This window comes from Lentzea sp. NPDC003310 (assembly GCF_040610935.1).
Lineage (GTDB): Bacteria > Actinomycetota > Actinomycetes > Mycobacteriales > Pseudonocardiaceae > Lentzea.
Genome location: NZ_JBEXNC010000001.1, coordinates 74321 through 97111, shown reverse-complemented (window position 1 = coordinate 97111; position 22791 = coordinate 74321). Strand labels below are relative to the sequence as shown.

Here is a 22791-nt window from a genome sequence, read left to right as displayed (position 1 = left end):
ATCACTGCACGACGGTCATCCGCACGTCGCCCGACAACCGGTACGGCCGCGTCTGCACCAACGCCCCGAGCAGCCGCCGCAACCGCGACACCTCCGCCCGCACCGTCACCACGTGCTCGGCGTCCCCGTACAACGCAAGCCCCAACGCCTCGACCGACAGCCCGGCGGGCCCGGCCCGGTGCAGCAGCACGAGGATCTCCGCGTGCCGGCGCGTGACGGTGCGCCGCCAGTCCGCGTCCCCGCCGGACAACCGCACCTGCGGCGTCGAGGTCAGGTCCAGCTCCAGCCGGACGGTCCGGTCCCCCGAGCCGAGCCGGATCAGCCACCCACCGGCCAGCCGCTCCGGCACGCAGGCCCCGAGGCCGGGCACGGCGAGGGGTTGCCCGGCCTCCGGCACCGCCACCCGCGGCCCGACCGCCACCCCGTGCGACGCCGCCACCCAGCCGAGGTCGTCCACGACGAGCCCGGGGCCGGTGAGCAGGACCGACGTGCGCAGCCGTTCGAGCCTCTCCTGGTGGTAGCGCCACAGCCGGGACTCGGCCAGCATCCGGCCCGTCTCGACCAGCGCGCCGATCGCCGGGTGCAGCGTCAGGGCCGGTCCGCTCACGTCGATCACCCCGAGCACCGAGCCGGTGCGCGGGTCGTGGACCGGCGTGGCGGTGCAGTACCAGGGGTGCTGGCCCTGCTCGAAGTGCTCGCCCGCCAGCAGTTCGACGGGGGCGTCCTCGGCCAGGGCGGTGCCGATCGCGTTGGTGCCCACGCGGCCCTCGGTCCAGTCCGCGCCCTCGAAGAAGCCGAGGGAGTCCGCGCGGCGACGGACAGCGGGCGTGCCGGAGCGCCAGAGGATGACGCCCTCGTGGTCGGTGACCACCAGCAGCAACTGGGAGGCGTCGGCCAGCCCGCCGATGACCGCCCTCAGGTCCGGGACGACGGAACGCAGCGGTGAGGACTCCTGGCGGTGGCCCAGTTCGCTCGCGCCCAGCCAGTTGCGGGCGTTCACGTCGTCGGCGCGCAGGCCCAGGTCCAGGACTCGGTTCCAGGAGCGGGAGACCAGGGCTCGCGGGCGCAGGGTGGAGCGGCTGCCCGCGATGACCGCGTCGTGCATGCGCACCAGTTCGCGGGCATACGTGGGCAGGTGCTGACCGGGCGGCACTGCCCTGGGCACGCTCACCGGTCGAGCATGACCCAGGCGTGCAATCCGGTGCAACGGTTTCACCTGAGCGCCGGAAGGAGGTGAATCGGGGCGAAGGAGGAGCCCATGACACAGACGATGGACCGCACCGCGCAGGCGAGGGTCGACGCCTGGCTCGGACAGTTCGAGGCCGCGCTGAAGGCACGGGACGTCGACGCCGCCGCCGGGATGTTCGCGACCGACAGCTACTGGCGCGACCTCGTGGCGTTCACCTGGAACATCAAGACCGTCGAGGGCCGCGACCAGATCGCCGGCCTGCTCAGCGCCTGCCTCGACGCCACCGATCCCGCGCACTTCCGCACCACCGAGACGCCGACGGAGGCGGACGGGGTGGTGGAGGCGTGGCTCGAGTTCGAGACCGCGGCCGGGCGGTGCAGGGGACACCTGCGGCTCAACGACGAGGGCGCGTGGACGTTCCTGACGAGCCTGCACGAGCTGAAGGGGTTCGAGGAGAACAAGAAGGACACCCGGCCCAAGGGCGTCCAGCACGGCGCGAAGAAGGACCGCAGGTCGTGGGCCGAGGAACGCGAGACCGAGGCCAAGGAGCTCGGGTACGCGACGCAGCCGTACGTCGTGGTCATCGGCGGCGGGCAGGGCGGCATCGCGCTCGGCGCGCGGTTGCGGCAGCTCGGCGTGCCCGCGCTGGTGCTGGAGCGCAACGACCGGCCGGGCGACTCGTGGCGCAAGCGGTACAAGAGCCTCTGCCTGCACGACCCGGTCTGGTACGACCACCTGCCGTACCTGCCGTTCCCGGACAACTGGCCGGTGTTCGCGCCCAAGGACAAGATCGCGGACTGGCTGGAGATGTACACCCGCGTGATGGAGGTGCCGTACTGGACGCGGTCGACAGTGAAGGAAGCGACCTACGACGGTGCACAGTGGACGGTCAAGGTCGACCGGGACGGTGAGGAGGTCACGCTCCACCCCCGGCAGCTCGTGTTCGCGACGGGCATGTCCGGCAAGGCGAACGTGCCGAAGTTCCCCGGCGCGGACGAGTTCGCGGGCGACCAGCACCACTCGTCGCAGCACCCCGGACCGGAGGCCTACGCGGGCAAGAAGGCCGTCGTCATCGGCTCGAACAACTCCGCGCACGACATCTGCGCGGCGCTGTGGGAGCACGGCGCGGACGTCACGATGGTCCAGCGCTCCTCGACGCACATCGTGCGCTCGGACTCGTTGATGGACATCGCCCTCGGCGACCTCTACTCCGAACGCGCCGTCGCCGCCGGCGTCACGACCGACCGCGCGGACACGATCTTCGCGTCGCTGCCCTACCGGATCCTGCCGCAGTTCCAGATCCCGGTGTACCAGCGGATCAAGGAGAAGGACGCGGACTTCTACGCACGGCTGGAGAAGGCCGGCTTCGACCTCGACTGGGGCGACGACGACTCCGGCCTGTTCCTCAAGTACCTGCGCCGCGGCTCCGGCTACTACATCGACGTGGGCGCCTCGGAGCTCGTGGCGGACGGGCAGGTCAAGCTCGTCCGCGGCCAGGTCCAGCGCCTCACCGAGCACACCGTCGTGCTGGCCGACGGCACCGAACTGGAGGCGGACCTCGTCGTCTACGCCACCGGCTACGGCTCCATGAACGGCTGGGTCGCGGACCTCGCCGGGCAGGAGATGGCCGACCGCGTCGGCAAGTGCTGGGGCCTCGGGTCCGGCACCACCAAGGACCCCGGGCCGTGGGAGGGCGAGCAGCGCAACATGTGGAAGCCGACCCAGCAGCCCGGGTTGTGGTTCCACGGCGGCAACCTGCACCAGTCGCGCTACTACTCGCTCTTCCTGGCGCTGCAGCTCAAGGCGCGGTTCGAGGGTGTGCCTACGCCGGTCTACGGCCTGCAGGAGGTGCACCACCTCAGCTGACGGCGGCCAGGTGCCCGTCGGGCCGCACGAGCCCGGCGGGCGTCTGCACGTGCCCGCCGGTGCGCAGCCGCGCGAAGAGCGTGCCGTCGTCCGGGACCCGGCGGCCGGTGGCGTAGGCGACGTCGAGACCGGAGAGCCGCTCGGCGAGCACCTTCGACATGTCCGGGGCCGACGCGATCAACCCGCTCACCACGGCCCGCAGCGCCTGCCCCTCCGGCGAGTAGCCCGTCATCAGGGCGGTCTGGGCCCTGGTGTGCCGGAGCAGGTCGGCGCCGACCGGGTGCCGTTCGGCGTGGTAGGTGTCGAGCAGCGCGCTGTCCGACCGGCCGGCGGCCACGGCGGCGAGCTTCCAGCCGAGGTTGTGCGCGTCCTGGATGCCGACGTTCATGCCGACGCCACCGGTCGGGAAGTGCATGTGCGCGGCATCGCCCGCGAGCAGGACGTTCCCGGACCGGTACGCGACTGCCTGGCGGGTGGCGTTGCCGAAGCGCGACAACCACCTCGGGTCCCGCAGGCCGAAGTCCGTGCCCGCGATCGCCGTCACTGACGCCCGCAGTTCCTCCAGCGTCAGCTCCCCCGGCCACTCGGCCCCGTTCGTGGCGGGATCACCGCCCACGATCCGGTGGACGCCGCCGGGCAGCGGCACGACCATCAGGCCGCCGGACGGGCCGGTGACGCTCGAGAACCCGCGCGGCGGCGGGTCGTCGAGGACCACGTCACCCAGCCAGCCCCACGTCGTGGCGTCGGTGCCCGCGAACTCGATGCCCGCCGCCTCCCGCACCGTGCTGCGCGTACCGTCGCAGCCGGCCACGTAGCGCGCGGCCACCACCTCGCCGCCCTCCAGCGAGACCCCCTCGGGCACGAGGCCCGTCACGCGACAGCCCCGCCGCACCGTCGCGCCCATCTCCACGGCACGTTCCTCCAGCAGTTCCTCGGTGCGGGCCTGGGGCAAGGCCAGCGTGAACGGGTACGGGGTGTCGAGCACCGAGAAGTCCATCCGGTCGGCGAGCCCGCCGAAGTGCCCGTTGGGGATCCGCAGCCCCTCCCGCAGGAACGGCTCGGCCACGCCCCGGCAGTCGAAGATCTCGATGGTGCGCGGGTGGATCGTGAGCGCCTTGGAGTTCGGGTCCCGCTCCCGGCGCGTCTCGAGCACCGCGACCGACGCTCCTCCGAGCCGCAGCTCCCCGGCGAGCCACAGCCCGGTCGGACCCGCGCCCACGATGACGACGTCGTACATCGCACCCTCCTGTTCTTGGTCACTGACCAACAGTCGATGGGTCGAGTAGACTAGGTCAGTGACCAAGAGTCAAGCGGACGTCGTGCGCGCCGCGCTGGAGATCCTGGACGAGCGCGGGGCCGAGGCCGTGTCGATGCGCGCCATCGCGCAGAAGCTCGACGTGCGGATGAACACCGTGCTGTGGCACGTGAAGACGAAGGCGCGCCTGGAAGAGCTGATGGCCGACGCGATCGTCGCCGGTGTCTCCCTCGCCGGGCTGCCGCGGCGCTGGCACGACCGCGCCGCCGAGATCGTCCGCCGCTACCGACAGGCCCTGCTCGCCCACCGCGACGGCGCCGCCGTGGTGGCGGGCACCTACGCGGCCGAACCGGCCACTTTGGACACCGCGGAGGCGCTCGTCACGGCGTTGCTCGACGGCGGCCTCTCCGAACGGGACGCCGCGTGGACGTGCTGGGGCCTCATCTACTTCGTCCTCGGCCTGGCGCAGGAGGAACAGGCACTGCCCGCGGGCTCGCGGGACCTCGCCGTGGGCGAACGGCCCTCGTTGCGACGCGTTCTTCCCTTCCTGGCCGAGGAATCGTTCGACGAGCGGTTCGAGTTCGGCGTCGCCAGGCTGCTGGCGCGCTGAGGCACCGGCTCAGGCGTCGGTCACACCGACCAGCGCCTCCTCCACCACCTCGCTGAGCGACCGCATGAACGTGGCGCTCACGTGGTTGTCGTCGAAGTTGACGAGCAGGTCGTCGATCACGGGCGGGCACAGGTCCTCGGTGCAGAGGTGGTCGCTGAAGTCGAGGAAAGACACGTTGGCCGGCACGTCGAGGTGGGCGTAGGGCGGCACGGGCGCGAGCAGGTCGGCCCTGGGCGCACCGCAGCGCGCCGCCGGGCCGTGCACCTGCACGCAGTCGAGCACGGAGAAGTTGTAGCGCGGGTTGTCGCGCACGGCGACGACGCGGATCCCCTCGGCGTCGAGCTGCCGCCAGCGTTCGACGAACCCCGGCGGCGTCACTTCGGTCAGTCCCACCCGGACGTCGCGGGTGGCGAGGGTGAAGACGAAGTCCGGGCGCAGGTCGACGATCTCCGCCGTCGCGCTGTCGTTCCACCGCAGGCAGGACTGGTCGCCCGGCACCTTCTCCGACCGCGTGGAGTACGGGCAGGCGCCCTTGAGCATGCCGATCAACTGCCAGCCTCGGCGTTCCGCGATCGGGGCCAGCGCGGCCAGGTACTGCTGGATGTGCGAATCGCCGACGAGCACGACCCGTTTGACCGGAGGTCCCTCGGTCGGGCCGAAGCAGACGTCGAGTTCCTGGCTGTGCACCGACTTCCGGCACTCCTGGCCGTCGAACGGCGCGAAGTCCGTGGCGGTGGCCGGGAGCTGGGCGGCCACCACCTCGCCCGGGGTGAAGGGCCGCAACGTCAGCGCCGCCACCAGGAGCGGGACGAGCAGCAGCGCGGCGAGCGGGCGGGCGCGCCAATGGGACGTGCGCACCGGTTCCTCCACCAGCAGGTGTGTCGCCGCCGCGAGCACGAGCGACACGCTGATGATCGCGATCCCGCCGAGCAGCCCGACGTCGTCGCGGCCCTGCCACACGAGCCAGCCCACGAGCACCGGCCAGTGCCACAGGTAGAGGGCGTAGCTGAGATCTCCCAGGTAGCGCAACGGTTCGGCGGCGAGGAGGCGGTCGGCGCCGAACCGGCTGCCGGTCGCGCCGGCGAGGATCACCAGGGCGGCGCACATGGTCGGCCACAGCGCCAGGTAGCCGGGGAAGGCCGCGCCGACGTCCAGCACCAGCCCGCAGACCAGCAGGCCGAGCAGCCCGGCCCAGCCCAGCACCGTCCGGAGTAGACGGTCGAGCTCGATCCGCGTCACGGCGAACGCCAGCAGGCCGCCGAACGCGAACTCCCAGATCCGCGTCGCCGTGTGGAAGTACGCCAGCGGCTGGTCCACGGCGGTCAGCCACACCGAGAAGCCGAACGACACCGCGAACACCACGAGCAGCACTCGCGCCAGCGAGCGTCGCAGCAGCGTGACCACCAGCACCAGCAACGGCCACAGGAGGTAGAACTGGCCCTGGATCGACAACGACCAGAAGTGCTGCACCACGCTCGCCTGGGCGTGCTGCGCGTAGTAGTCCGTCGAGTCCGAGGCCAGCTGCCAGTTCTCCAGGAACAACGCCGAGGCGATCACCTCGCGCACCGTCTGCGGCCAGCGGTTCTCCGGCAGCAGCAGCGCGGCGGCCACCAGGCTCGCGGAGAGCACGACGAACGCGGCGGGCAGCAGCCGCTTGGCCATCCGGCCCCACGTCGCGCGCAGGTCGAGCCGTCCGCGTTCGACGGCTCGCACGAGCTGGCCCGTCACCAGGAACCCGGAGATCAGGAAGAAGACGTCGACGCCACCGGACACACGGCCGAGCCACACGTGGTAGACGACCACGAGCAGTGCGGCGACCGCGCGCAGGCCCTGCAGCTCCGCGCGGTAGGTCCGGCTGGGCGATGGTGCGCGCTCTGCCGCACGGTGATCACTGGCCAACACGCCTGCGAGGGTGGCCGCCGCGCCCTCTCCGGTAAATCCGTGGCAACACCCAATTCGGACCCGCGCCAGACCCTCATGCGGCCTGAGGTTGAGTGCCCGACCGGATCGCGCTCGGGCCCCCTGCCGGGGAATCGTTGAGGGCACCAACCCTCCGACCGCAGCTGGGAGGCGCCGTGGTCCACACCGATCGACCTGTCCGCACCCGACGGCCGGTGAGCTGGGTGCTGCTCGGGGTCGCCCTGGCCCTGCTGATCGCCGGGATCACGGCGGCGCACGCGCTCCTCGTCGCCGCCGGGCTGATCCTGGCCGGCCTGACCGGCGTCGGCCACCGGCACTGAACCCGCGCACACCAGACAGGAGGCGACCATGTCCACAGCGCAGCGACTGACCGGACGCACCGAACGGGCTGATGCCATGCAGGCACGCGACATCGCCATCAACGTTCCGACCGTGACGGTCGACGACCCGATCACCAAGGCGGTGCGGGTGATGGCGGTCAACCGGCTGCCGGGACTGGTCGTGGTCGACGACCGCGCCCGGCCGTGGACCGTGCTGCCCGGCACCCAGGTCCTGCGGCTCGCCGTGCCGCAGTCCTACCAGGAGGACCCGGCGCTCGCCCGCGTCGTCGACGAGGGCCACGCCGACCTGTTCTGGATGGAGCTGAGCGACCGCACCGTCGGCGACGTCGCTCCGAACCAGCGCGCCAAACCCGCGACCGTCCGCGCCGACGCGACCCTGCTGGAGGTCGCCGCGCTGATGGCACGCCAGCACAGCCCGCTCGTCGCCGTGGTCGACGACGACGGAGCCCTCGTCGGGGCCATCACCCTCGACCGCCTCATCACCTCGCTCGCGGTGTACACCGCCGAGGACTGAGCCCACCGGACCATCTGTCCCCGTCACCGCCGGCGTGCTGAACTCGCGCCGGCGGTGACAGCCATCGGGTTGGGAGATCCGTGAGCGCCGCACTCGCCCTGACGATCTTCCTGATCGCGTTCTTCTTCATCGCCACCGAGAAGGCGAACAAGGTCAAGGTCGTGCTCGTGGCCGCCGGGCTGATGGCCGTGTTCGGCCTGGTGCCCGGCTCGGAGGTGTTCTTCTCCGAGCACGAGGGCATCGACTGGAACGTCATCTTCCTGCTGTTCGGGATGATGATCATCGTCGGCATCGTCAAGCAGACCGGCGTGTTCGACTACCTCGCCATCTGGGCCGCGAAGAAGGCCCGCGGCCGGCCGTACCGGCTGATGGTGATGCTGATGATCATCACGGCGATCGCGTCGCCGTTCCTCGACAACGTCACGACGATCATGCTGGTCGCGCCCGTCACGATCGTGGTGTGCAACCGGCTGCGCATCTCCGCCCAGCCGTACCTGATCGCCGAGGTGCTGGCGTCCAACATCGGTGGCGCGGCCACGTTGATCGGTGACCCGCCGAACATCATCATCGGCAGCCGCGCCGGACTGTCCTTCCTGGACTTCCTGGTGCACATGGCGCCGATCGTCGTGGTCGTGTTCGTGGTGTTCGTGCTCCTCACGAAGGTGTTGTTCCGCAAGGACTTCCAGTACAACGCCGAGCACGTCGAGGCCGTGATGGCGTTGCAGGAGAAGCGGGCGATCACCGACCCCGCGATGCTGCGGCGCTGCCTCGTCGTGTTCACCGGCGTGGTGATCGGGTTCGGGTTGCACGCCGTGCTGCACCTCGATCCCGCGATCGTGGCGCTCGTCGGCGCGGGCGTGATGCTGCTCGTGACGCGGGCCGACGTGGACGACGTGCTGGCCGAGGTCGAGTGGCCGACGCTCACGTTCTTCATGGGACTGTTCGTGATGGTGGCCGGTCTCGTCCACACGGGAGTGATCGAGACGGTGGGCACCTGGGCGGTCTCCGCCTTCGGGGACAACCACTTCGCCGCCGCGACCGCGTTGCTCTTCGGGTCGAGCGTGCTCGGCGCGTTCTTCGACAACATCCCCTACGTGGCCACGATGGCGCCGGTCGTCGAGGGCATGGTGGCGGAGATCCCGGACGCCGCCACGGGTCAGTCGCTGTGGTGGGCGTTCGCACTGGGCGCGGACTTCGGCGGCAACGGCACGGCGGTCGCCGCCAGCGCCAACGTGGTCGCGCTCGGCATCGCGGCCCGTGCCGGGCACCGGATCAGCTTCTGGCAGTTCACCCGCTACGGCATCGTCGTGACGCTGATCAGCACCGCGATGGCGTGGGTCTACGTCTGGCTGCGGTACTTCTGACGCCGCAGCACCGGCGACACCCACGCCGTGACGACACCGAGCAGCAGCGCCGCGAGACCGACGACGATCCCGGCGCGCGGGTCACCGGTCGCCACGGACACGGCGCCTCCGAGTGCCGCGCCGAGCGGGTGCCCGAGTCCCCACGCGACCATCCGCGCTGTGGTGTTGACGCGCGACTGGAGCTCCTCGGGGCACACCTGCTGCCGGTAGGTGATCCCGTTGATCACGACGACCGCCCCGGCGACGCCCCAGCAGATCGCCAGCGCGCACGTCAGCAGCCAGTGCCCGCTCAGCACCACGAGCACGCCGGAGGACAGCGAGGCCGGTAGCGCCCAGAGCGCCACGCGGGCGTTGCCCCACCGCGAGGTGAGCCGCGGCAGCAACCGGGAGGCGATGATCGCGCCCAGCCCCCAGCAGCTGAACAGGGCGGCGAGCCGCGCGTCGTTCTTCGGCGCGACCCCGAGCACCTGGTCGGCGAACGGCACGAGCAACGCCATCCACGCCCCGCTCGTCACCGAGTGCGTGGTGCCGACGAGCGTGAGGATCCGGATCGTCGGCTCGTTCCAGACGAACCGCAGCCCCTCCTTCACGTCCGCGACGAGCTGACCGGCGCCCTGCACCGGACGCGGGTTCGCCAGGCTGCTGGTGATGGAGCGCAACAACAACGCCGACCCGACGGCCGTCAGCGCGTTCACCGCGAGCAGCGACGCCGGCGCGACGACCGCCACCACGAGTCCGGTCAGGCCGGGCACGACGAGCTCCACCACGGTCGTGCGGCCGAAGAGGGTCGAGTAGGCGGCGGTGATCCTCTCCTTGCCCACCAACGTCGGCAGCGCGCCGAAGTTCGCCGCGTCGAAGAACACGAACGCCGTCTGCGTCGCGAACGCCACCGCCACGACGTGCGGCGCGGTCAGTCCCCCGGCCAGCCACACCAGCGGCACGCTCAGCAGCACGGCGGCGACCACGAGGTCCATCGCGACCATCAGCCGCCGCCGGTCCACCCGGTCCGCGAGAGCACCGGCCAGCAGCCCGAACACCAGGTACGGCAACGCTTCCGCGGCCGTGACGGCCGACGTCCAGCCGGCGGACCCGGTCAGCTGGTAGACGAGGACGGGCAGCGCCACCGCGGACACGACCGCGCCGATGACGGACAACACCCGCGCGTTCAGGTAGCGACCGAAGTCGCGATCGGTTCCCGCCACTACTCCCCCTCGCCGTACCGGGCGGCGAGCGCGACCGCCCGCTGCCTCAACACCTCCCGCAACCACTGCGGCTCCAGGGCTTCCCCGCTCGTGCCCAACCGCCACAACGCCCACTCCGCGTGCCGTGCGTCCTGGAACGAGACCTCCAGCCGCAGCCACTCCCCGTCGGCCTCCTCGGCGAGCACGGCCACCACCGTGCCCACCAGTTCCTCCCGCCGCTCCGGACGGACCCGCAGCACGACGGCGACCTGGTCCCCACCCGCGCGGAACCGCGTGCTCCGCTCCTGCCAGGCCCGGTCGAGGTCCACGCGGTCCGGCCGCTCGGCGGGCTCGTCCAGCTCCTCGGCCGCGACGACGCGCGACAGCCGGTACGTCCGGTCCTCGCCGGACCGCCGCGCCAGCAGGTACCCCCGCCCCCGCACGGTGACGAGCCCGATCGGGTCAACCGTGCGCCACCGCGGCGCGCTGCCGGACGCCGCGTAGTGGATGCGCAACCGGTGCCCCGCGAACACCGCGCGCCGGACCTCCGCCACCACCTCGTCCGGCAGTTCCTCGTCCACCTCGCGCCGCGACAGCAGGTCGATCTCCGGGTCGACGAGCAACCGCTCCGCCGCACCGGCCGCGGTGAGCCGGTAGCTCTCCGGCAGCGCATCGACGACCTTAAGCATCGCGGAGGCGAGCGCCGATCCGAGACCGAACACCTGCGCACCGCGCCGGGAGCCGGCGACCAGCAGGGCGAGCGCCTCGTCGTGGTTCAGGCCGGTGAGCTCGGTCCGGAACCCGGGCAGCAGCGCGAACCCGCCGTGCCGGCCGCGTTCGGCGTAGACCGGGACGCCCGCCGCGGACAGGGCGTCGATGTCGCGCAGGACCGTGCGGGTCGACACCTCGAGCTCGCGCGCGAGGGTGGCGGCCGACAGCTGTCCGTGCCGCCGCAGCAGCAGGACCAGCGACACCAACCGGTCGGCCCGCATGCCCGAACCGTACGTGAATACGTGACACAGGATGTCGTGTATGGCTTGCGAGGCTGGCGGCACTGTCGAAGAAGATCGAATGGAGCTGTCGTGGCTGTGGAACGAACGCCGGTCGACCCGTGGACGTGGTCGGTGGCGCTGGGCTACCACCAGGGCGAGGTCGTGACCGGGCAGAGCAGGACGCTCTACTGCGCGGGCCAGACGTCGATGAACGCCGACGGCAAGCCCGAGCACGCCGGGGACATGGCGGCGCAGCTGGCGCTGAGCCTCGACAACCTGGAGGCCGTGCTGGCCGGCGCGGGCATGACGCTCGCGAACCTGGTGCGGCTCAACGTCTACGCCACCGACGTCGACCTGCTGTTCCAGCACTACGGGGTGTTCGCGGGGCGGCTGGGCGAGGCTCGGGTGGCGCCGCCGACGACGATGCTCGGGGTGAGCAGGCTGGCGCTGCCCGAGCTGATGGTGGAGTTGGAGGGAACGGCGGTGGCGTGACGGGCCGGCGTGACGCCACCGCGGTGGCGTAGCGCGGTGGCGTAGCGCGGTGGCGTAGCGCGGTGGCGGGTCCGGCTCGTGCCAGACCCGCCACACCTCCGTCAGACGCACCACCCCCTCCCTCCCGACCCATCACACCCCTCGCTCAAGGCGCTCAGCGCCCCCACCTGGCGTTTCCCATCTCGGCTGGAAACGCGAAACACCTCCTGCCGGCCGCCCGCCTCGGCTGGAGTGACCGGCATGATCACCGCGAACTCCTGCGTCTTCTGCGCCATCGCCACCGGCGCCGCCCGCGCGACCGTCGTGCGCGAGTGGCCCGACACCATCGCCATCCGCGCCGAGCCCGGGGTCAGCGCCGACGGTCACGTTCTCGTCATCCCCCGAGCGCACGTCGTCAGCGCGATCGACGACCACACCATCGCGGGCCTGGTCGCCTCCCGCGCCGCGCAGCTCGCGGTCGAACTGGGCTGGGACGAGCTCAACATGATCGACAACGTCGGCCGGGCCGCCTCCCAGACCGTCATGCACTACCACCGGCACATCGTCAGGAGACGCGCCGGCGACGGTCTGCAGCTCCCCTGGCCCCAGCGGCAGGCCTGACGCCGGATTTGGGGGCCGCCACCGATGCGGCCGGCGTGGCCGGTGGGTCACGATGAACATTCGAGCGCGGAACGGAGGACCCGATGGCACTGGCGGAGCACGAGAAGCGCGAGCTCGACGAGATCGAGCAGCGGCTCGCGGGTGAGGACCCGAAGCTGGCCGCCGCGCTGACCCGGCCTTCGCCGTTCGTGCTCCTGTCCCGCCGGACGCTGCGGGTGCTCGGCCTGGTCGCCGCCCACCTGTGCGGTCTGCTGGTCCTGGTCGGTGGGGTGACCTGGTCCTCCGTGCCGCTCCTCGTGCTCGGCGCCGTCATCTGCGCGGGCGTGTTCGCGGGCCTGTTGCTCCTGGCGCGCGTCAAGGACAGGACCTAGCCCGCTACCTCGATCGACTCGATGGCGGCGGCCGCCAGTGGCGCCGCCGTCTCGCGGTACCGGGTGGCGAGCGACTGGAAGAGCTGCTCGGCCTCGATCGCGGGCCAGTCGCCCTGCAGCAGCTCGGCGGGCAGGTGCGGGTCCTGGCGCACGAGGTCGAGCCAGTCGCTGTGCAGCAGCAGCTGGCGGGCCAGGTCGTCGGGCAGGCCGGCGTCCGGTTCGCGCCAGCGCGCGAGGAAATCCTGGTAGCGGGCCGCGATGGCGGCCGTGTCGAACGCGCGGCGCGCCAGGTCGGCCGCCTCGGTCGGTTTGGCGTGCTGGGCGGTGAAGACGGCGACGTTCTCCGCCAGTCCCTCGACCAGCGCCGTCACGTCGTGCGTGCCGGGCGCGATCCACAGGCCGTTCTGCACCGGGCCGAAGCCCGCCCACTGCAGCTGCGTGCGGAGGTCGTGCCGCTCGCCGCGCCGGCCCTCCGGCAGTGAGAAGCCGACGAGGGTCCAGGTGCCGTCCCAGTCGCGGTTGACCGCGCCGCGCTGCCAGATCCGGCGCTCGCCGTCGCGCAGGACCTCCGTGGCGCGCGGGGTCAGTCCGAAGTAGACCTTGCGGCCCGCGCGGTGCTTCGTGAGCAGCCCTCGGGAGGCCATGCGCGTCAACGTCGACCGCACCGCCTCCTCCGACACGTCGACGCGCCCGAACACGTCGATCACGCTGCCCGAGTAGACCGCGATGCCGCGCTCGAACACGTACAGGCCCAGGAAGTTGAGCATCAAGGACTGGGGCGTCACCCCGCCCACGATACATGTTGGGCAGCATCTAGACGAGCGTCACGAATATGCCCTACTTTGGGTCGGGTTCCCCACGGAGAGGACTCGCCTGATGGAACTGTCGGGAAAGGTCGCGATCGTCACCGGCGCCGGTCGCGGACTGGGCCGGGCGTACGCGGAGGCCCTGGCGCGCAACGGGGCCAGTGTTGTCGTCAACGACGTGGACGAGGTCGTGCACGAGGTCGCGGCGGCCGTCGGCGGGCACGCGGTCGTCGGCCCGGTCGGTCCCGCCGAGACCGCGGACCGGCTCGTCGCGGCCGCCGTCGAGCGGTTCGGGCGGCTCGACGTGCTCGTCACCAACGCGGGGATCCTGCGCGACCGCGTGCTCTGGAAGATGAGCGACGACGACTTCGACGCCGTGATCGACGTGCACCTGCGCGGCACGTTCACCTGCGCCCGCGCGGCGGCGGTGCGGATGCGGGAGCAGGGCACGGGCGGCAGCCTGGTGCTGATCTCCTCGCCCGCGGGCCAGCGCGGCAACTTCGGGCAGACCAACTACGCCGCCGCCAAGGCCGGGATCGCCGCGATGGCGCGGACCTGGGCACTGGAGCTCGCGCGGTCGGACATCGCCGTCAACGCGGTCGTCCCCGTCGCCGCCACCGAGATGACCCGCACCATCCCCGCGTTCGCGCCGCTGATCGAGGAGTCGGAGCGGACCGGCGCGCCGCTGCCGGAGTGGGTGCGCCGCGACGAGGGCCTCGGCACCGTCGAGGACGTCGCCGAACTGATCGTGTACCTCGCCTCCGACGCGGCGAAAGGCATTACGGGACAGGCGATCGGCATCGGCGGCGACCGGCTCGCGCTGTGGTCGCACCCGGCCGAGAAGCAGGCCCTGTTCGCGGACGGGGGCTGGAGCGCGGCCGCGATCGGCGAGCGGTTCGGCGAGTTCGAAGCCGAGACCTACGGCATCCCGCAGCCGGTGGCGCCGTGAACGCTCCCAGGATGAACGTGGACGAACTGGTCGCGATCGACGTCCACACGCACGCCGAGATCTCGCGCGACGGGCACAGCTCGCTCAGTCCCGCGCTGATCGAGGCCTCCGCGAAGTACTTCAAGGCCGCGCACAGGCAACCCACCATCGCCGAGACGGCCGCGATCTACCGCGAGCGCGGGATGGCCGCGGTGATCTTCACGGTCGACGCGGAGCACGCCACCGGCCACCCGCGCATCTCCAACGAGGAGGTGGCCGCGTCCTGCGCCGAGCACGCCGACGTGCTGATCCCGTTCGCGAGCGTCGACCCGTGGAAGGGCCGCGCTGCCGTCCGGGAGGCCCGCAGGCTCGTCGAGGAGCACGGGGTGCGGGGCTTCAAGTTCCACCCGAGTCTCCAGGACTTCTCGCCGGACGACCGGATGGCCTACCCGCTGTACGAGGTGATCGAGGAGCTCGGCGTGCCCGCGCTGTTCCACAGTGGACAGACCGGGATCGGCGCCGGCGTGCCGGGCGGTGGCGGCATCAGGCTCAAGCACTCCAACCCGATGCTGGTGGACGACGTGGCCGTGGACTTCCCGCACCTGCGGATCGTCCTCGCGCACCCGTCGTTCCCGTGGCAGGACGAGGCGCTCGCGGTGGCGACGCACAAGCCGTTCGTCCACATCGACCTGTCCGGCTGGTCGCCGAAGTACTTCCCGCCGAACCTGGTCCGCTACGCCAACACCCTGTTGCAGGACAAGGTCCTCTTCGGCTCGGACCACCCCGTGATCACCCCGGACCGCTGGCTCGCGGACTTCGCGAAGCTGGACATCTCCGACGAGGTCCGGCCCAAGATCCTCAAGCACAACGCCGCCCGCTTGCTCGGACTCGTGAAGGAGGACGCGTGACCATCTCCGTCCAGGGCATCGCCGAGCTCAAGGCCCTCGCGGGCCAGAGCCTCGGGCACACCGACTGGTTGCAGATCGAGCAGAGCCGCGTCGACACCTTCGCCGACGCGACCGACGACCACCAGTGGATCCACGTCGATCCGGAACGCGCCGCCGCCGGCCCGTTCGGCGGCACGATCGCCCACGGCTACCTGACCCTCGCGCTGCTCATCCCGCTGATGACCGAGCTGCTCGAGGTCTCGGGCGTGCGGATGAGCCTCAACTACGGGCTGGACAAGGTGCGGTTCCCCGCACCCGTGCCGGTCGGCGCCAAGATCCGGCTGCTGGGTCAGGTGGCGTCCGCCGACGACGTGCCGGGTGACGGCGTCCAGCTCACCGTCGACTTCACCGTCGAGATCGAGGGCTCCGAGAAGCCCGCCTGTGTCGCCCGTGCCGTCTACCGCCACTACTCATGAGGTGAAGTCATGGCGCCAACAACGCAGTTACGCCGTGCGGTCGCGTCGAGCTACCTCGGCAGCGTGATCGAGTACTACGACTTCCTGCTCTACGCCACGGCCTCCGCGGTCGTGTTCAACAAGGTCTTCTTCTCGTCCCTGGACCCGCTGGTCGGCACGATCGCGAGCTTCGGCACGTTCGCCACCGGCTACCTCGCCCGGCCACTCGGCGGGGTCCTCTTCGGACACTTCGGCGACCTGCTGGGGCGCAAGAAGATGCTCGTGCTGACCATGAGCCTCATGGGTGTGGCGAGCTTCCTGATCGGTCTGCTGCCCACCTACGCCCAGGTCGGCTGGCTCGCCCCGGCCGGGCTCGTCCTGCTGCGGGTCGTGCAGGGCATCTCCGTCGGCGGCGAGTGGGGCGGCGCCGTGCTGATGTCCGCCGAGCACGCCACCTCGCGGCGCGGGCTGTGGGCGAGCTTCACCAACGCCGGCGCGCCGTCCGGCATGGTGCTGTCGACGGCCGCGCTCACCGGCACCGCGGCACTGGTCGGCGAGCAGGCGTTCCTCGACTGGGGCTGGCGGGTGCCGTTCCTGCTGAGCGTGGTGCTGCTGGGCATCGGCCTATTCGTGCGGATGAAGGTCGAGGAGACGCCGGTCTTCCAGGCCGAGCGGAAGCGGGCCTCCCTGCCGCTGGCCGACGTGCTGCGCAACCACCCCCGCACGTTGCTGCTGGCCATCGGCGTCGGTCTCTCGGCGTTCGTCGCGCAGTCGACGCTGACCACGTTCGTGCTGGCGTACGGCGTGCAGGCGGGCGAGAGCCGGCAGACGATCCTGAACGGGCTGACGTTGTCCTCGGCGCTCGCGGTGATCGGCATCATCGGCTGGTCGGCGACCTCGGACCGGTTCGGGCGCAGGCCGGTGGTGCTCGTCGGCGCCGTGCTGATGGCGGCCTTCGGCTTCGTGTTGTTCCCGTTGGTGGACAACGGGTTCGTCGTGATCGCCCTGGTGCTCGGCCAGGCCGTGATCCACCCGATGATGTACGGGCCGCTGGCCGCGTTGTACAGCGAGCTGTTCAACACCGGCAGCCGCTACACCGGTGCCTCGCTCGGCTACCAGCTGGCGGGGCTGGGCGCGGGCCTCGCGCCGTTGCTCTTCGCCCAGGTCCAGAAGTCGTCGGGCACGGGCGCGATCCCGTTCATCCTCGCGGCGTTCTGCCTGCTCACCGTCGTGTGCACGGTGACGCTGCACGAGACCAGCCGGACCAGCCTGACGGGAGACGGGAATGCGGAACGCGGGACTGGGCAGCTGGCCACTCCGCCGAGCGCGGATCGCGCCGAAGCGTGAGGCGTTCACGTACGAGGGGGTCTCGACCTCGTACGAGGACCTGGCGGTGCGGACGACGCGGCTGGCGTGGCGGTTGCGGGAGCTCGGCGTGGGGCGCGGTGACCGGGTCGCGTACCTCGGCCCGAACCACCCGTCGTTCGCCGAGACCCTGTTCGCCGCGCACCAGCTGGGCGCGATCTTCGTGCCGCTGAACTTCCGGCTCAGCCCGGCGGAGATCAACTACCAGCTCGCGGACTGCGGCGCGCACGTGCTGGTCCACGCGGCCTCCCACGTCGTGGAGCACCCGCGGGCGGTGTCGCTGTCGGACTACGAGGACTGGCTCCTCGGCGGGTCGGCCGACCCGCTGGACGAACCCGTCGGCGTGGACGACATCGCGTTGATCCTCTACACCTCCGGCACGACCGGCAGGCCCAAGGGCGCGATGCTGAGCCACGCCAACCTGCTGTGGAACACCTACAACCTGATGATCGGCGTCGACATCGCCTCCGACGAGGTCGCGCTGATCACCGCACCGCTGTTCCACGTCGCGGCGCTCAGCCAGACGCTGCTGCCCACCTTCATCAAGGGCGGGCACAGCGTGATCGCCTCGCGCTGGGACGTCACCGAGTGCGTCTCGCTGATCGAGACCCACCGCGTGACGTGGATGTTCGGGGTGTCGACGATGTTCGCCGACCTCGCGAACTCTCCACTGTGGCCGGACGCGGACCTGTCGTCGTTGCGGGTGCTGCTGTGCGGCGGGGCAGCGGTCCCGTCCTCGCTCATCGAGACCTACCAGGACCGCGGTCTGGTGTTCTGCCAGGGCTACGGCCTCACCGAGACCGCGCCCGGCGCCACGTTCCTGGAGGCCTGGGACAGCGTCCGGCGCGCGGGGTCGGCCGGTCCGAGCGTGTTCTTCGGCGACCTGCGGCTCGCGGACACCGGCGAGGTCGAGGTGCAGGGCCCGAACGTGACGCCGGGCTACTGGAACGACCCGGTCGCCACAGCGGCGGCGTTCACCGAGGACGGCTGGTTCCGCACCGGCGACCTGGGGCGGCTCGAGGACGGGCACCTGCACGTCCTCGACCGGCTCAAGGACATGTTCATCTCGGGCGGCGAGAACGTCTACCCGGCCGAGGTGGAGAACGCGATCACCGCGCACCCGGACGTGGCCGAGGTGGCCGTCGTCGGGGTGCCGGACGAGCGCTGGGGCGAGGTCGGGCGGGCGTTCGTCCGGCCGCGCGACGGCGCCTCGGTGGACGCCGCCGGGTTGCGGGACTTCCTGTTGCCCCGCCTCGCGAAGTACAAGATCCCGGTCCACGTGTCGGTGGTCGCCGAACTGCCGCGCACGGGGTCCGGGAAGGTCCTCAAACCCGCGCTGCGCCGGTTGCCGCTGTGACCGCGTGGCGGGCCAGGACCGTCTGGACCGCCTCGTTCACCGAGTGGGCCAGGGCCTTCTCGGTGGGCGCCCAGTTCACCAGCAGCATCCGCGGCCAGAACGCGAAGTTCGAGATCATGCCGAGGAACTGCGTGGCCGTGCCGACCGGGTCGTCGAGGGTGAGCGTGCCGGCGTCGCGCTCGGCCGCCAGGTAGTCGCGCACCGAGTCGAAGAACGGCTGTTTACCCAGCTTGAACTGCGTCTGGCCGAGCTCGGGGAACCGCGGCGCCTCGGCGATCACGATGCGGAACAACGCGACCATGCCCGGCCGCGTCAGCAGCGCCACGTACCGGTCGCCGAGTGCCTTCAGCCCCTTCGCGGGATCGCCCGGCGGCGGCGCGAGCGCGCCCTCCTCCGTGCGCCAGTAGTCCGTGACGATCGCGTCGAAGAGCTCCGCCTTCGTCGGGAACTGCTTGAACAGCGTCGCCTTCGACACCCCGGCCGCGTCGGCGATCCGCGCGAGCGAGGTCTTGTCGTAGCCGGACTCCAGGAACAACGTCGTCGCCGCGTCGACGATCGCCGTCCGCTTCTGCTCCGCCATGCGCTCGTGGTAGGTCGGCATACCGTCATTGTGCCATGAGGTGAGTCACTTGACTCACCATCGGGGTCGTGACTACCGTTCCGAGGTGAGTCACTCAACTCACCACTGGAGGACATGATGGGACGCTTCGACGGACGGACGGTGCTCGTCACCGGCGCGACGAGCGGGATGGGTGCGAGCCACGTGCGGGGCTTCTGGGAGGCCGGCGCGCAGGTCGTGGTCGCCGCGCGCAACGAGGAAGCGGGGTCGGCGTTCGCCGCGGAACTGGGCTCGCGGGCGTTCTCCGTGCGGCTCGACGTGACATCCGAGCCCGACTGGAGCGCGGCGGTGGAGGCCGCGACCGAGCGGTTCGGACCGCTGTCGGTGCTGGTCAACAACGCGGGCGCGCAACACCCGGCCGCGTTGATCGAGGACACGAACCTCGACGTCTGGCAGCGGACGCTCGCGGTGAACCTGACCGGCCAGTTCCTCGGCATCAAGCACGTGGCACCGTCGCTGCGGAAGGCGGGCGGCGGGTCGATCGTGAACATCGCCTCGACCATGGGCAACGTCGGCCAGGCCTATTACGCGCCGTACGTGGCGAGCAAGTGGGCGCTGCGCGGCCTGACCCGCACCGCCGCGCTGGAACTGGGCCGCGACGGCATCCGCGTGAACTCGGTCCACCCCGGCGTCGTGGCCACCCCGCTGATCACCGAACCGGTGACCGAAGGCCAGCCGGCGATCGGCGACCTCTACTCCCCCGCACCGTTCGCCGTCCCCCGCCTCGGCACGCCGGAAGAGGTCACCGCGCTCGTCCTGCACCTGGCCTCCGACGACGGCGCGTTCGCGACGGGCGCGGAGTTCGTGCTGGACGGCGGCCTGCTGCTGGGCCCGGCGCTAGCCGCGTAGGAGGTCCGCGACCGGCCCGAACGTGAACAACCCGGTGCCTGCCACGAGCTCGTTCCCGGCAGGCAACAGGATCGCGTGCGCCCGTGCCCGCAACTCGTCGTCGCCGAGCCGGGCCGCCGCCATCGCCAGCAGGCAGGCGCGCGTCTCGATCAGCAGGTCCGCCGGCCCGTCGGGCAACGCGTGCGCCGCCTCCCGCGCCTCGTCCGGCGGCAACGCGAGCGGCCGCACCCAGTCGAGGTGCGGACCCCAGTCGTCACCGAGGTCCACAGTGGACGGCCCGTGCAGGCTCAGCAGGGCCAGCGGCAGGAGTCCGCGTTCCATCCCCCACATCCCGGTGCCCGCGACCCGCGCGGCCGCGGCCCGGTAGGCGCGTTCGGCTTGTGCCTTCTGTTGCGCGGCAGCCAGTTTCAGCGCCGCGTACCACTCCGTGAAGACACCGACAAGCGGCAGGTCGTGCCGGCGAGCCAGGTCGTCGGCGGCCTGCGCGTGCCGGTCTCCCGTGGCGAAGTCGGCCAGTGCCGAGCACGCCTGGACGAGGATCAGGTGGCCGAGCACGTCGTGGGTGACGCCTGCCCCGACGTCGAGGAGCGCGCGGCCGATCGCGGCCCGTTCCGGCGCGAGTCCGGCGCGGTGGAAGGTGTGCATGAAGCGGGCGTTGAGGGCGAACGCCCGCAGGGCGGGGTCGCCGAGGTCGCGGGCGATGGCCTCGGCCTCCTCGGCTTCGGGCAGGCGGGTGCCGGTGCCGCGGTCCTCCATCGCGATGGTGGCGAGGAGGCGGGCGCGGGTGGCGGTCGGGGCGGGGAAGGCGGGGAGGGTGCGTTCGGCGGCGGCGACGAGTTCGGCGGAGTGGGCCGGGTCGTCGTTGGTGGTCCAGATGCCGGGCACGTCGAAGGAGCCGATCACCTCGGCGAGGAGGTGAGGGTCGGCGGGAGCGGGGAATGCTTCCGCCTGCGGGCCGGGTGACCCGCTCGCCACCCGCAACGCGGCCGACCGCTGCTCCCGCGCCCCGGCCAGATCCCCGCTCACCGCCAACGCCCTCGCCAGCCCGACCAGCAGGTCCACCCGCGCCACCCCGGCCGCCGCGATCGCCGCCCTCCACCACCGCACCGCCTCACGCGGCGAGTGAGTCACCTCCGCCGCCGCGACCAGCGCCCGCACGGCCACCGCACTCTTCGTGCCCGCGAGCGCGTGGTGGTGCGCAAGGGTCTGCACGTCGCCCAGCGGCAGCGCCGCCACCGCGGCGTGCCAGCGCGACCGCCTCGTCAGCGACACGTCCTCGTACAGCGTGTCGCGGACCAGCGCGTGCGTGAACCGAGCGTGTCCCGGCGCCACCTCGACCACGAACCCGGCCTCCAGCGCCACGTCCAGCGCGTCGAGCACGTCCTGGCCCGCCAGCGCGGTCAGCAGGTCCACGTCGACGTCGCGGCCCAGCACCGAGGCCTGGTGCAGCACCGTCCGCACGGAGGCGGGCAGTGCGGCGAGCCGGTGACGCAGCAGGTCCCGCACCCCCGCGGGCACCGAGGCGAGGTCGCCGCCGGAGTGCACCAGCCTGACGAGCTCCTTGACGTAGAACGGGTTGCCGCCGCTGCGCGCGTGGATCGCCCCCGCGTCGAGACCGCCCGCTAGCTCTGCGACAGCTCCCACGGACAGGCCACCCAGCTCGATCCGGACGGGCTCCGCCCGTGCGACCTCCCGAACGGCAGTGCGGGAGGTCGCGAGGATCAGGACGCGACCGGAGAGTCTGCTCGTCGTGAACGCGTTCAACACGGCGAGGGTCTCCTCGTCGGCCTGGTGCAGGTCGTCGAGCACCACCAACACGGGCGCGGCCGACTCCACGACCGACACGATCCGCCGGCGCAGGTGGAACCGGTCGGTGGCGGCCAGGTTCTCCCCCAGCGCCTCGACCACCTGCTGCCACGGCCAGGCCACCGGCGCGTCCTCCTGGCAGCGCGCCAAGACCGTCGTCCAGCCGAGGACCTCGGCGAACGCCTCGGCGAGCGTCGTCTTGCCCACGCCCGCCTCGCCCGTCACCAGCGCGAGCCCGAGGCCCGACGCCGGCACGGCCGCCTGCAGCGCGGCCAGTTCGGCGGACCGTCCCACCAGCGAGGGCGTGCGCGTGAGGCGCGGGGACTGGGCGAGCACGTCGGCCTCCAGCGCGCGGAGTTCCGGGCCGGGGTCGACGCCCAGGTTCTCCACCAACGCGGTGCGGGCCTCGCGCAGCACGGCCAGCGCGTCGCCCTGCCTGCCCTCCCGGTACAGCGCCAGGGTGAGCAGGCTCCAGGCCTTCTCGCGCCACGGGTGGTCGGCGAGGTGGGCGCGCAGGTCGGCGACGACACCGGCGGACCGGCCGAGGTCGAGGGCCGCCGAGGCACGGCGTTCGACGGCCACCAGCCGCAGTTCCTCGAGGCGGTCGATCTCCGCGCGTGCCCACGGGAACTCCGCGAACTCGGCGTAGGCGGGGCCGCGCCACAGCGCCAGCGCACCGTCCAACACGGACAGATCACCGCCGAGCATCTCCTCGAACCGCCACGCGTCCACGTCCTGCGCGAGCAACGCGTACCCGCTGCCCTCCGTGACGAGCAACGTCGAGGGTGTCCGGGGTGGACGGTCCGGTTCCAAGGCCTTGCGCAGCGCTCCGACGAACGTCTGCACGGTGCCGACCGCGCCGTCCGGCGGGTCCTCCCACAGGTCGTCGACCAGCACTCCCACCGGCACCGCCCGGCGGCGGGCCACCAGCAGCCTGGCGAGCACGGCGCGTTGCTTCGGACCGCCCAACCGCGCGGAACCCGCGGTCAGCGGGCCGAGCACCCCGAACGTCACCACCCGCTGA

22 protein-coding genes are annotated in these 22791 nt (G+C 71.8%); 14 read left to right on the top strand and 8 right to left on the bottom strand.

Annotation, left to right across the window (positions count from 1 at the left end; translation table 11 throughout):
- Window position 1 precedes the first annotated feature (1 nt).
- Entirely contained in the window at window positions 2-1171 is a 1170-nt protein-coding gene (locus ABZX02_RS00490; RefSeq protein ID WP_355293938.1) for a transcriptional regulator, read from the bottom strand.
- A gap of 87 nt (window positions 1172-1258) precedes the next feature.
- On the opposite strand from ABZX02_RS00490, the gene ABZX02_RS00485 reads away from it, so the two are divergent.
- Window positions 1259-3055 carry an NAD(P)/FAD-dependent oxidoreductase gene (locus tag ABZX02_RS00485; protein ID WP_355293937.1) on the top strand — a complete coding sequence of 599 codons (1797 nt, stop codon included), beginning with the start codon at window positions 1259-1261 and terminating at the stop codon, window positions 3053-3055.
- Here the strand turns inward: ABZX02_RS00485 and ABZX02_RS00480 are convergent.
- Complete coding sequence (locus ABZX02_RS00480; protein WP_355293936.1) at window positions 3048-4292, bottom strand: FAD-dependent monooxygenase; 1245 nt, start codon at window positions 4290-4292, stop codon at window positions 3048-3050. The genes ABZX02_RS00485 and ABZX02_RS00480 overlap by 8 nt on opposite strands.
- A 58-nt stretch (window positions 4293-4350) precedes the next feature.
- On the opposite strand from ABZX02_RS00480, the gene ABZX02_RS00475 reads away from it, so the two are divergent.
- Entirely contained in the window at window positions 4351-4920 is a 570-nt protein-coding gene (locus ABZX02_RS00475) for a TetR/AcrR family transcriptional regulator C-terminal domain-containing protein (protein WP_355293935.1), read from the top strand.
- Window positions 4921-4929: 9 nt separating this feature from the next.
- Here the strand turns inward: ABZX02_RS00475 and ABZX02_RS00470 are convergent, their stop codons facing one another.
- A complete protein-coding gene (locus tag ABZX02_RS00470; RefSeq protein ID WP_355293934.1) occupies window positions 4930-6822 on the bottom strand; it encodes an acyltransferase family protein in 1893 nt (630 codons plus the stop codon).
- A 212-nt stretch (window positions 6823-7034) separates the two neighbouring features.
- On the opposite strand from ABZX02_RS00470, the gene ABZX02_RS00465 reads away from it, so the two are divergent.
- The 3 genes from ABZX02_RS00465 to ABZX02_RS00455 all read left to right on the top strand — a co-directional run bounded on the left by ABZX02_RS00465 (window position 7035) and on the right by ABZX02_RS00455 (window position 9059).
- On the top strand, window positions 7035-7160 hold the full coding sequence (locus ABZX02_RS00465) for a hypothetical protein (protein WP_355293933.1): 126 nt from the start codon (window positions 7035-7037) through the stop codon (window positions 7158-7160).
- 28 nt (window positions 7161-7188) lie between these two features.
- A complete protein-coding gene (locus ABZX02_RS00460) occupies window positions 7189-7695 on the top strand; it encodes a CBS domain-containing protein (protein ID WP_355293932.1) in 507 nt (168 codons plus the stop codon).
- An 80-nt stretch (window positions 7696-7775) separates the two neighbouring features.
- The gene (locus ABZX02_RS00455; protein WP_355293931.1) at window positions 7776-9059 is read left to right on the top strand and encodes an ArsB/NhaD family transporter; all 1284 of its coding nucleotides are present in this window, start codon (window positions 7776-7778) and stop codon (window positions 9057-9059) included.
- Here ABZX02_RS00455 and ABZX02_RS00450 read toward each other — a convergent pair.
- Both ABZX02_RS00450 and ABZX02_RS00445 read right to left on the bottom strand, forming a co-directional pair.
- Window positions 9035-10261, bottom strand: coding sequence for an MFS transporter (locus tag ABZX02_RS00450; RefSeq protein ID WP_355293930.1), 1227 nt, complete (start codon window positions 10259-10261; stop codon window positions 9035-9037). The genes ABZX02_RS00455 and ABZX02_RS00450 overlap by 25 nt on opposite strands.
- Entirely contained in the window at window positions 10261-11232 is a 972-nt protein-coding gene (locus tag ABZX02_RS00445; protein ID WP_355293929.1) for a WYL domain-containing protein, read from the bottom strand. The genes ABZX02_RS00450 and ABZX02_RS00445 overlap by 1 nt, the downstream gene beginning before the upstream one ends.
- 96 nt (window positions 11233-11328) lie before the next feature.
- Here ABZX02_RS00445 and ABZX02_RS00440 point away from each other — a divergent pair, with 96 nt between their 5' ends.
- The 3 genes from ABZX02_RS00440 to ABZX02_RS00430 all read left to right on the top strand — a co-directional run bounded on the left by ABZX02_RS00440 (window position 11329) and on the right by ABZX02_RS00430 (window position 12695).
- Entirely contained in the window at window positions 11329-11724 is a 396-nt protein-coding gene (locus ABZX02_RS00440) for a RidA family protein (RefSeq protein ID WP_355294349.1), read from the top strand.
- Window positions 11725-11964: 240 nt separating this feature from the next.
- Entirely contained in the window at window positions 11965-12324 is a 360-nt protein-coding gene (locus ABZX02_RS00435; RefSeq protein ID WP_355293928.1) for an HIT family protein, read from the top strand.
- Window positions 12325-12407: 83 nt separating this feature from the next.
- Entirely contained in the window at window positions 12408-12695 is a 288-nt protein-coding gene (locus tag ABZX02_RS00430; protein ID WP_355293927.1) for a DUF3040 domain-containing protein, read from the top strand.
- On the opposite strand, the gene ABZX02_RS00425 is transcribed toward ABZX02_RS00430, so the two are convergent.
- On the bottom strand, window positions 12692-13480 hold the full coding sequence (locus ABZX02_RS00425) for a PaaX family transcriptional regulator C-terminal domain-containing protein (RefSeq protein ID WP_355293926.1): 789 nt from the start codon (window positions 13478-13480) through the stop codon (window positions 12692-12694). The genes ABZX02_RS00430 and ABZX02_RS00425 overlap by 4 nt on opposite strands.
- A 91-nt stretch (window positions 13481-13571) precedes the next feature.
- On the opposite strand from ABZX02_RS00425, the gene ABZX02_RS00420 reads away from it, so the two are divergent.
- Genes ABZX02_RS00420 through ABZX02_RS00400 form a run of 5 tightly spaced genes read left to right on the top strand, consistent with a single transcriptional unit; the run spans window position 13572 to window position 18493 of the window.
- The gene (locus ABZX02_RS00420) at window positions 13572-14450 is read left to right on the top strand and encodes an SDR family oxidoreductase (RefSeq protein WP_355293925.1); all 879 of its coding nucleotides are present in this window, start codon (window positions 13572-13574) and stop codon (window positions 14448-14450) included.
- 11 nt (window positions 14451-14461) lie between these two features.
- Window positions 14462-15337 carry an amidohydrolase family protein gene (locus ABZX02_RS00415; protein WP_355293924.1) on the top strand — a complete coding sequence of 292 codons (876 nt, stop codon included), beginning with the start codon at window positions 14462-14464 and terminating at the stop codon, window positions 15335-15337.
- Window positions 15334-15792, top strand: coding sequence for a MaoC family dehydratase (locus ABZX02_RS00410; protein ID WP_355293923.1), 459 nt, complete (start codon window positions 15334-15336; stop codon window positions 15790-15792). The genes ABZX02_RS00415 and ABZX02_RS00410 overlap by 4 nt, the downstream gene beginning before the upstream one ends.
- 9 nt (window positions 15793-15801) lie before the next feature.
- Entirely contained in the window at window positions 15802-17118 is a 1317-nt protein-coding gene (locus ABZX02_RS00405) for an MFS transporter (protein WP_355293922.1), read from the top strand.
- The gene (locus ABZX02_RS00400; protein WP_355293921.1) at window positions 17057-18493 is read left to right on the top strand and encodes a long-chain fatty acid--CoA ligase; all 1437 of its coding nucleotides are present in this window, start codon (window positions 17057-17059) and stop codon (window positions 18491-18493) included. The genes ABZX02_RS00405 and ABZX02_RS00400 overlap by 62 nt, the downstream gene beginning before the upstream one ends.
- Here ABZX02_RS00400 and ABZX02_RS00395 read toward each other — a convergent pair.
- Entirely contained in the window at window positions 18462-19094 is a 633-nt protein-coding gene (locus tag ABZX02_RS00395) for a TetR/AcrR family transcriptional regulator (RefSeq protein ID WP_355293920.1), read from the bottom strand. The two genes, ABZX02_RS00400 and ABZX02_RS00395, sit on opposite strands and share 32 nt — an antisense overlap.
- A 96-nt stretch (window positions 19095-19190) precedes the next feature.
- Between ABZX02_RS00395 and ABZX02_RS00390 the strand changes: the two genes are divergently transcribed.
- Window positions 19191-19961 (top strand): glucose 1-dehydrogenase, encoded by a 771-nt coding sequence (locus tag ABZX02_RS00390; protein ID WP_355293919.1) that lies wholly within the window; start codon window positions 19191-19193, stop codon window positions 19959-19961.
- On the opposite strand, the gene ABZX02_RS00385 is transcribed toward ABZX02_RS00390, so the two are convergent.
- Entirely contained in the window at window positions 19950-22784 is a 2835-nt protein-coding gene (locus tag ABZX02_RS00385; RefSeq protein ID WP_355293918.1) for a BTAD domain-containing putative transcriptional regulator, read from the bottom strand. The genes ABZX02_RS00390 and ABZX02_RS00385 overlap by 12 nt on opposite strands.
- Between the last annotated feature and the right edge of the window lie 7 nt (window positions 22785-22791).

Coding starts and splice junctions, on each gene's coding strand:
- ABZX02_RS00445 (WP_355293929.1), bottom strand. CDS start 11,232: ATGCGGGCCGACCGGTTGGTGTCGCTGGTCCTGCTGCTGCGGCGGCAC.
- ABZX02_RS00485 (WP_355293937.1), top strand. CDS start 1,259: ATGACACAGACGATGGACCGCACCGCGCAGGCGAGGGTCGACGCCTGG.
- ABZX02_RS00390 (WP_355293919.1), top strand. CDS start 19,191: ATGGGACGCTTCGACGGACGGACGGTGCTCGTCACCGGCGCGACGAGC.
- ABZX02_RS00435 (WP_355293928.1), top strand. CDS start 11,965: ATGATCACCGCGAACTCCTGCGTCTTCTGCGCCATCGCCACCGGCGCC.
- ABZX02_RS00460 (WP_355293932.1), top strand. CDS start 7,189: ATGTCCACAGCGCAGCGACTGACCGGACGCACCGAACGGGCTGATGCC.
- ABZX02_RS00420 (WP_355293925.1), top strand. CDS start 13,572: ATGGAACTGTCGGGAAAGGTCGCGATCGTCACCGGCGCCGGTCGCGGA.
- ABZX02_RS00480 (WP_355293936.1), bottom strand. CDS start 4,292: ATGTACGACGTCGTCATCGTGGGCGCGGGTCCGACCGGGCTGTGGCTC.
- ABZX02_RS00415 (WP_355293924.1), top strand. CDS start 14,462: ATGAACGTGGACGAACTGGTCGCGATCGACGTCCACACGCACGCCGAG.
- ABZX02_RS00405 (WP_355293922.1), top strand. CDS start 15,802: ATGGCGCCAACAACGCAGTTACGCCGTGCGGTCGCGTCGAGCTACCTC.
- ABZX02_RS00400 (WP_355293921.1), top strand. CDS start 17,057: ATGCGGAACGCGGGACTGGGCAGCTGGCCACTCCGCCGAGCGCGGATC.
- ABZX02_RS00395 (WP_355293920.1), bottom strand. CDS start 19,094: ATGCCGACCTACCACGAGCGCATGGCGGAGCAGAAGCGGACGGCGATC.
- ABZX02_RS00430 (WP_355293927.1), top strand. CDS start 12,408: ATGGCACTGGCGGAGCACGAGAAGCGCGAGCTCGACGAGATCGAGCAG.